Here is a 7010-nt window from a genome sequence, read left to right on the forward strand (position 1 = left end):
TTTAGCGCACAATAAAAAAGCCCCGTGGTTGTTTAACGCCCGGGGCTTTTTGTTAATCAGTGATTGCTTAATTTCTAGTGTGTAATTTGCGCACGCTTACTCACTGCCACATGACTGCCTAATAATAATATCCGCAGGCATTAAATAATCCTGAACGTCTTCGTTGTTAATGGCTTTTAATAAGGTGTTTACCAATAACTCGCCCGCCAGTTTGGTATTTTGCTGAACAGTGGTGAGCGAAGGCGTGGTGTAGGCTGAAACCGCAATATTGTCATAGCCAACCACGGCTACATCATCAGGCACATTTACTTTTGCCTGGCGCAGCGCTCTAAGCACGCCCATTGCAATAAGGTCTGACGCGCAGACAATTGCTTGGGGAAGTTCGCCACTTTGCAGCAATGATTTCACCGCTTCTGACCCCGCGTCCTCAGTCGAAATAGCATTGCGTTGAACACTTGACTGATCAAGCCCATGAGATTGAAGTGTTTCAAAATAACCGTTAAAACGCGCTTTGAATTCAGGGGCGTGATCGCCGTTGTCGCCAATAAACGCAAAGGAAGTTTTACCCAAGCCAATTAAATGTGACGTTATGCTTTGGCCACCTTGATAGTTATCACAACCGATACTAACCCCTGGGTGGGCTTCATCTGGCGCACCCCAACGAACAAAGTGGGTGCCCTGCGATTCAAGTTGCGCGACTTTGTTTTGGTAATCAGTATAGTCGCCATATCCTAATAGAATAATGCCGTCAGCCTTATTTGAGTCTTCATATTCTGCGTGCCAGTCATCATCTAAATTTTGGAAGGACACAAGCAGATCATAGTTTGCTTGCGCACACGCGCGAGTAATACTGCCGAGCATCGCTAGGAAGAACGGATTAATCATCGAATCATCGGACGTAGGATCTTCAAACAAGAGTAGGGCAATTGTGCTGCTCTTTTGCTTTCTCAAGTTACTTGCGTTTTTATCCACTTTGTAATTGAGTTCCCGGGCAATACGCTGAACGCGATCTCTAGTTTCTTGATTAACTAGCGGGCTATTATTTAACGCTCGCGAAACCGTCGACTGCGAAACACCTGCCAAGTGGGCAATGTCAAAAGAGGTTGCTTTTTCTTTCATAAACACCATGATTTGCTGCTACGACCTTGTTGTCGCGAATTTAGATTACCATATTTTTATAATGACGCGCGCATTTTGAGACGCAGTCGCTCAAATGCCACGCAAAGTTACGATTTCGTCAGTGCTTATTTATATTTTGGAAGTCATAACTGCATTTAGTTTTAGAAGGTATTTGCAGATCGCTCTTAATTCAATCACTTGTCAGGCTTCTTTGAATAAAACATGGTTGAAGTAATTGCGAGAGTGTTATACTCAGCGAGATTTTGAAATATTACGTGCATAAGGGGAACAAGCGAATGGCCGAGACTGAACACCGTCCGACCAATTTTATCCGTCAGATTATTGATAAAGACCTGTCTAGTGGTCTACATGACGCAATTAAAACACGGTTTCCACCAGAGCCGAATGGCTTCTTACACATTGGCCACGCCAAGTCTATCTGCTTGAATTTTGGTATTGCTCAAGACTACACAGGTACGTGCAATTTACGCTTTGACGATACCAACCCTGCAAAAGAAGACATTACCTTCGTTAATTCAATTAAGGAAGATGTGCAATGGCTTGGATTTACGTGGGACGGAGAAGCGCGCTATTCATCGAATTACTTTGACCAACTACACCAATACGCCGTTGAACTTATTGAAAAAGGCTTAGCCTATGTAGATTTTTCAGCGCAAGACGTTATGCGCGAAATGCGTGGCACACTTAAAGAGCCTGGTCAAAATAGCCCTTATCGCGATACAGACGTTGAAACTAACCTCAGTGAGTTTGCCAAAATGACGGCAGGCGAATATAAAGAAGGTGAGTGTAGTCTGCGTGCGAAAATTGATATGGCATCGCCATTTATGTGTATGCGTGACCCGGTAATTTATCGCGTTAAGCATGCTCACCATCATCAAACTGGTGATAAATGGTGCGTGTATCCAATGTACGATTTTACACATTGTATCTCAGACGCCATTGAGGGAATAACGCACTCCCTGTGTACACTAGAGTTCCAGGATAACCGTCGTCTTTATGATTGGGTTATCGAAAACATTTCTATCGACTGCACGCCAAGACAGTATGAATTCTCACGTCTTAATCTAGAATATACGGTATTAAGCAAGCGTCGTCTTATTCAGTTAGTCGACGAAAACCATGTACATGGCTGGGACGACCCTCGCATGCCTACCATTGCGGGTTTACGCCGTCGTGGCTACACACCGGGTTCAATCGTTGAGTTTTGTAAACGCATTGGTGTGACTAAGATGGACAACATGGTTGAAATGTCCATGCTAGAAGCGTGCATACGCGACGACCTAAATGCAAATGCTCCTCGCACAATGGCCGTACTAGATCCAATAAAGCTAGTTATCGAAAATTATGAGGAAGGCCAGACAGAAACGCTTGTTGCGCCCAATCATCCTAACGATGAAAGTATGGGGACGCGTAACATCGGCTTCAGTCGCGAAGTGTATATAGAAGCAGAAGACTTCCGAGAGTCGGCGAACAAGAAGTTTAAGCGCTTAGTGCTTGATAAAGAAGTTCGTCTTCGCAACGCCTACGTGGTTAAAGCTAATCGCGTTGAAAAAGATGAAAATGGTAATGTAACAACCGTTTTTTGTACTTATGACGCGGATACTCTAGGTAAAGATCCGGCTGATGGCCGCAAAGTTAAAGGTGTTATTCATTGGGTGGATGCAGCAACAGCACAGGCAGCAGAGTTTAGGCTTTACGACCGCTTGTTTAACGTGCCTAACCCAGCTGCGGAAGAGAACTTTACCGATGCGATTAACCCTGACTCGTTGGAAGTAAAACACGGTTGGGTAGAAGCCGGATTGGCAGACAATGTTCCTGAAGTAGGAGCATGGCAGTTTGAACGCACTGGCTACTTCTGTGTAGATAAAGACAGCACAGACGACAAGCCGGTCTTTAACCGCACTGTAGGTCTAAGAGATACATGGGCCAAAATGGGCGAGTAGGCACTGGCCTTTAGCCATTTATGCGCTGTAAATAAAAAACCGCTTAAGTGCTGCTTAAGCGGTTTTTTTGTTTAATGGAACATTGCTTTCGTTAATTACTTTGGTTGGCAATCAAGTGACTGTCCGGTTGTTTCCTTACTGTCTTCGCCCATAAGATAAAGATACGTAGGCATAATATCTTCAGGTGTTTTTAGTGTATCAGGGTTTTCTGCTGGAAACGCTTGAGCGCGCATTTGTGTGCGGGTACCACCTGGATTAATACAGTTAAAGCGCAGTGACTTATTTCGATATTCATCAGCAAGGGTTTGCATAACGCCTTCTGTTGCGAATTTTGATACGGCGTACGTTCCCCAAAATGCGCGACCTTTTCTGCCTACGCTAGAGGTGGTGAAAATTACCGATGCACTTTCTGCCTTTCCTAAAGCGGGAATAAGCGCTTGTGTCATGAAGACCATGCCATTTAGGTTAATTTGCATCACGTCTTGCCATTCTTGCGCATCAATATCTTTAAATGCACTTAGGTGGCCTAAAATACTCGCATTGTGAAGAACACCATCTAATCGGCCAAACTGGTCAATAATGGTTTGCGTCATTTGCTGATAATGAGAGGGCGTTGCGCCTTTGATATCTAAAGGAACAATGGCGGGTTCTTGACCACCTGCTGCGACAATGTCGTCGTACACAGCTTCAAGTTTAGACACGGTGCGGCCTAATAAAATACAAATAGCGCCATGTGCAGCATACGTTTTTGCGGCTTGTGCACCAATTCCATCGCCAGCCCCGGTGATAAGAATAACTTTATCGCGCAATAAATCCGCTGGTGCGTTGTAATCGTTCATCATTTTCCTTCAAAAGGTTCATTTATATCGCAATGATTGGGGCCTGTAGACCCAATTAAGAATCAAACCCCAGATCATACTCAGCCTGACTCACAAGTAAAACAATGAATGAAAATTTCTTCAAACGTAAAAAAAGTTAACAAAAGTAGTTAACAAAACTTTGCAAAGTTGCAACAAAGTCAATAAGATTGAGGAAGATACAACTGGTCTAACATGTTTAAAACTATCATCTACGCCTGTAAAGACAGGGTAGACCAAGCTACTTTTAATAGAGTTAAGTTTTAGACACAGAATAACAACAATGCTTGTAGGGAGTAGAGATGAGAAAACTCGTATTAAGTTCCAGTGTGGCCCTTGCGCTGGGTCTAGCAGGCTGTGGTGGCTCCGATGAAACCCTTTCCGACATTCAGGCCGAAACAGAAGTCCAAACACCATTTTCACGAATCGTTTTTGACCCAGCTAATGGGAACTTGAACATTCCAAACGACCTTCTGATGCTTCCAGGCGATGATGGTTTCTTTGATTACACACTGAATATTCCGGTCGATGACCCTACAGATTTTGCTGACCCGCAAAATGCACTCAACGTGTTAGACGGTTGGTCAACTCAACACCCGTTTGTAATTAATGTAGAAACACCTGCTGGCGCATCGCTTGATGCAAGTACATTATCTTCTGGCGTATTGCTTTTTGAAGCAACGTTAGGTCTTGACCAAAGTGATCCTGACTGTGCGCAGGTTACAACACCTTCTGCGGGTTGTAAGCTTGGCGATCAACTTACCTTTGGTGTTGATTACGTACTCAGCCTTGCTGATAGCAACACAATCACTTTTGTTCCTCTTAAGCCGCTAAAAGCAGCTCAGGGCTACATGTTAGTAATGACCACTGATTTGAAAGACTCTTCTGGCAAATCGGTTCAGGGTTCAACTACGTGGGACTCAGTAAGACAAGACATCGACACTAATCCTCTATCAAGTGCAGCACAGCTTCAATTACAAGGCTTAGTTAATTCGTTAGTTAATCCAGTGCTTGGTGCGGGTTTCGATCGTGAAGACATTACTTACGTGTCAGCTTTCACCACACAGTCTATTGCCAACTCGCTTGATACCATCAAGAAGGTCATGATTAGCCGTTTTGCACAACTGGCTGCTGGCGGTGACCCGTCCGCTCCAACTGCACTACCTGCAATCACGGTAAGCGATGTACCTGCAGCGCCTAATGTCATGGAAGCACTTGGTCTTGTAAACGCTACTGTTATAGCTGGCGCAGTAGAGCAGGGTAAACAAGGTCAACCTGATGATATTCAAGCAGCGATTGACGCTACTGATTTCAGCTTGTTAGAAACTTGTGCAGGACTTGCGGGTACGGCGTCTGGTCAACTTTCTGCTCAATGGGGTGCGCTGAACGAATTTGCTGTTGGTGTTTCTACGGGCATTTTAGCGCAAGCCGGTCCATTCTGTGCAGCTCAACGTTATGAAGGTAATATTGCATTGCCTTATTTCTTGGGTGTTCCAAGTGCAGAGAACCCGCTTGCGCCAGTTAATGATTTCTGGAAGGCAGCTTGTGACAGTGGTATTGTTCTAGCCGGTGCGCCACAAGAATTACTTGCAGACGCAGAACCTGGTCCTAATGCAGCAATGTGTTCTTCACTAGGCCTTGCTGACGTTCGTATTAACGGCGAAATGTTAGATAGCGCAAGAAACATTACTAAATTCAACCCATATCCACAGCCTACTGGCGGAAACATGGGAACTGAAACGTTAGATGTCCAAGTAACTATACCCGATCCTGCCGTAGTTCAAGCGTTAAATCTTCCAGCAATCAGCATGCCTGAAGCCGGTTGGCCAGTGGTTATTTTAGCGCACGGCATTACCAGCAAAAAAGAAGATATGCTTGCCATTACAGGTACACTGTCTCTAGCAGGTATTGCTTCAGTAGCAATCGACCAACCATTACACGGTAGCCGCGGTTTTGACCTTAATGGCGACGGTACAGATGAACTGAACGCGACTACGGTTAGCGCAACTCACTATATGAACCTTGCCAGCTTGCCTACGGCTCGCGACAACCTACGTCAAAGCGTGTCAGATTTACTTGGTTTACGTTTAGGACTAAACGCAGTTGTCGATACCACTGCAGCGCAAAATGTTAAGTTTGATATGTCACGTGTATCGATTATGGGTGTGTCTCTAGGCGCTATCACTGGTGGTAATTTTGCTTCAGTGGCAAACACGTCGATGGGCGGCGATTTAGCAGCACTTGATGGCATGTTTGCTGTCAAGCAAGCTTCTCTTGAGTCTCCAGGGGGCGGTGTTGCTCAGTTCCTAATTGAGTCAGCCGCGTTTGGTCCTCTTATCAAAGGTCTGTTGCTGTCTCAGGCTTCTGAAGAGTTTGTTGCCTTGCTAAATCAACTGTATGAAACCACTGATGTGAGCGAAGAACAACTTCGCGCAGCGGTAGCGATTTTCGAAGAAAATCTTACTGCTGAGCAGGCTGCCCAAGTAAATGCAGTATTTGCAGAGTTTGCTTTTGCTGCGCAAACGGTAATGGATGCAGGTGACCCTACTAACTACGCTCAGACACTGGGTAGCAATACGCCAGTTCATATGATGACCGTAGTGGGTGATGGCAGCGACGCGAACCTTCCGGATCAAGTTATTCCAATTTCAACAGCGTTACCATTGTCAGGTCAGCTTCCTCTGGCAGCGACCATTGGCTTAGAGCAAGTGACAACCACGCAAGGTCCTGGTACAGATCCAATTAGCGGAATTGTACAGTTCAATAGTGGTGCTCATGCTTCTAGCTTAAGCCCAGCGGCGAGCGCAGCGGTAACAACGGAAATGCAAAAAGAAGTGGCGGGTTATATTGCGTCTGACGCACTTGTACTGCCAATTTCTGATGAAAGTGTTGTAGCGAACTAGCCAAGGGTAGTTTGCTCCAATGGGCAGCGTTACAACTGCTTACATTTTATAGAAAGAAAGCCGGCGTTATTGCCTAATGCCAGTCAGTTAAGCTGACTGGCATTTTTCTTTGTGGGGTATTTAGTCGGTCTTTTCCTCACTACTCTGGGGTAATACCTGTCAGGTCG

At 45.2% G+C, this 7010-nt stretch carries 4 protein-coding genes; 2 read left to right on the plus strand and 2 right to left on the minus strand.

Annotation, left to right across the window (positions count from 1 at the left end; genetic code table 11):
- Positions 1–96: 96 nt before the first annotated feature.
- Complete coding sequence (locus MHN09_RS17520) at positions 97–1119, minus strand: LacI family DNA-binding transcriptional regulator (RefSeq protein WP_014949462.1); 1023 nt, start codon at positions 1117–1119, stop codon at positions 97–99.
- A gap of 296 nt (positions 1120–1415) precedes the next feature.
- Between MHN09_RS17520 and glnS the strand changes: the two genes are divergently transcribed.
- A complete protein-coding gene (gene glnS / locus MHN09_RS17525; protein WP_239241615.1) occupies positions 1416–3083 on the plus strand; it encodes a glutamine--tRNA ligase in 1668 nt (555 codons plus the stop codon).
- A gap of 95 nt (positions 3084–3178) precedes the next feature.
- Here the strand turns inward: glnS and MHN09_RS17530 are convergent, their stop codons facing one another.
- The gene (locus MHN09_RS17530; RefSeq protein ID WP_239241616.1) at positions 3179–3922 is read right to left on the minus strand and encodes a YciK family oxidoreductase; all 744 of its coding nucleotides are present in this window, start codon (positions 3920–3922) and stop codon (positions 3179–3181) included.
- A 320-nt stretch (positions 3923–4242) separates the two neighbouring features.
- On the opposite strand from MHN09_RS17530, the gene MHN09_RS17535 reads away from it, so the two are divergent.
- Positions 4243–6843 carry a VolA/Pla-1 family phospholipase gene (locus MHN09_RS17535; protein ID WP_239241617.1) on the plus strand — a complete coding sequence of 867 codons (2601 nt, stop codon included), beginning with the start codon at positions 4243–4245 and terminating at the stop codon, positions 6841–6843.
- The last annotated feature ends 167 nt before the right edge of the window (positions 6844–7010 follow it).

Source organism: Alteromonas sp. MmMcT2-5, from assembly GCF_022348315.1.
GTDB classification, from domain to species: domain Bacteria; phylum Pseudomonadota; class Gammaproteobacteria; order Enterobacterales; family Alteromonadaceae; genus Alteromonas; species Alteromonas macleodii.

Excerpts from the sequence above, each read along its gene's own strand:
- MHN09_RS17520 (WP_014949462.1), bottom strand. The coding sequence starts at position 1,119 with ATGAAAGAAAAAGCAACCTCTTTTGACATTGCCCACTTGGCAGGTGTT.
- glnS (WP_239241615.1), top strand. The coding sequence starts at position 1,416 with ATGGCCGAGACTGAACACCGTCCGACCAATTTTATCCGTCAGATTATT.
- MHN09_RS17530 (WP_239241616.1), bottom strand. The coding sequence starts at position 3,922 with ATGAACGATTACAACGCACCAGCGGATTTATTGCGCGATAAAGTTATT.
- MHN09_RS17535 (WP_239241617.1), top strand. The coding sequence starts at position 4,243 with ATGAGAAAACTCGTATTAAGTTCCAGTGTGGCCCTTGCGCTGGGTCTA.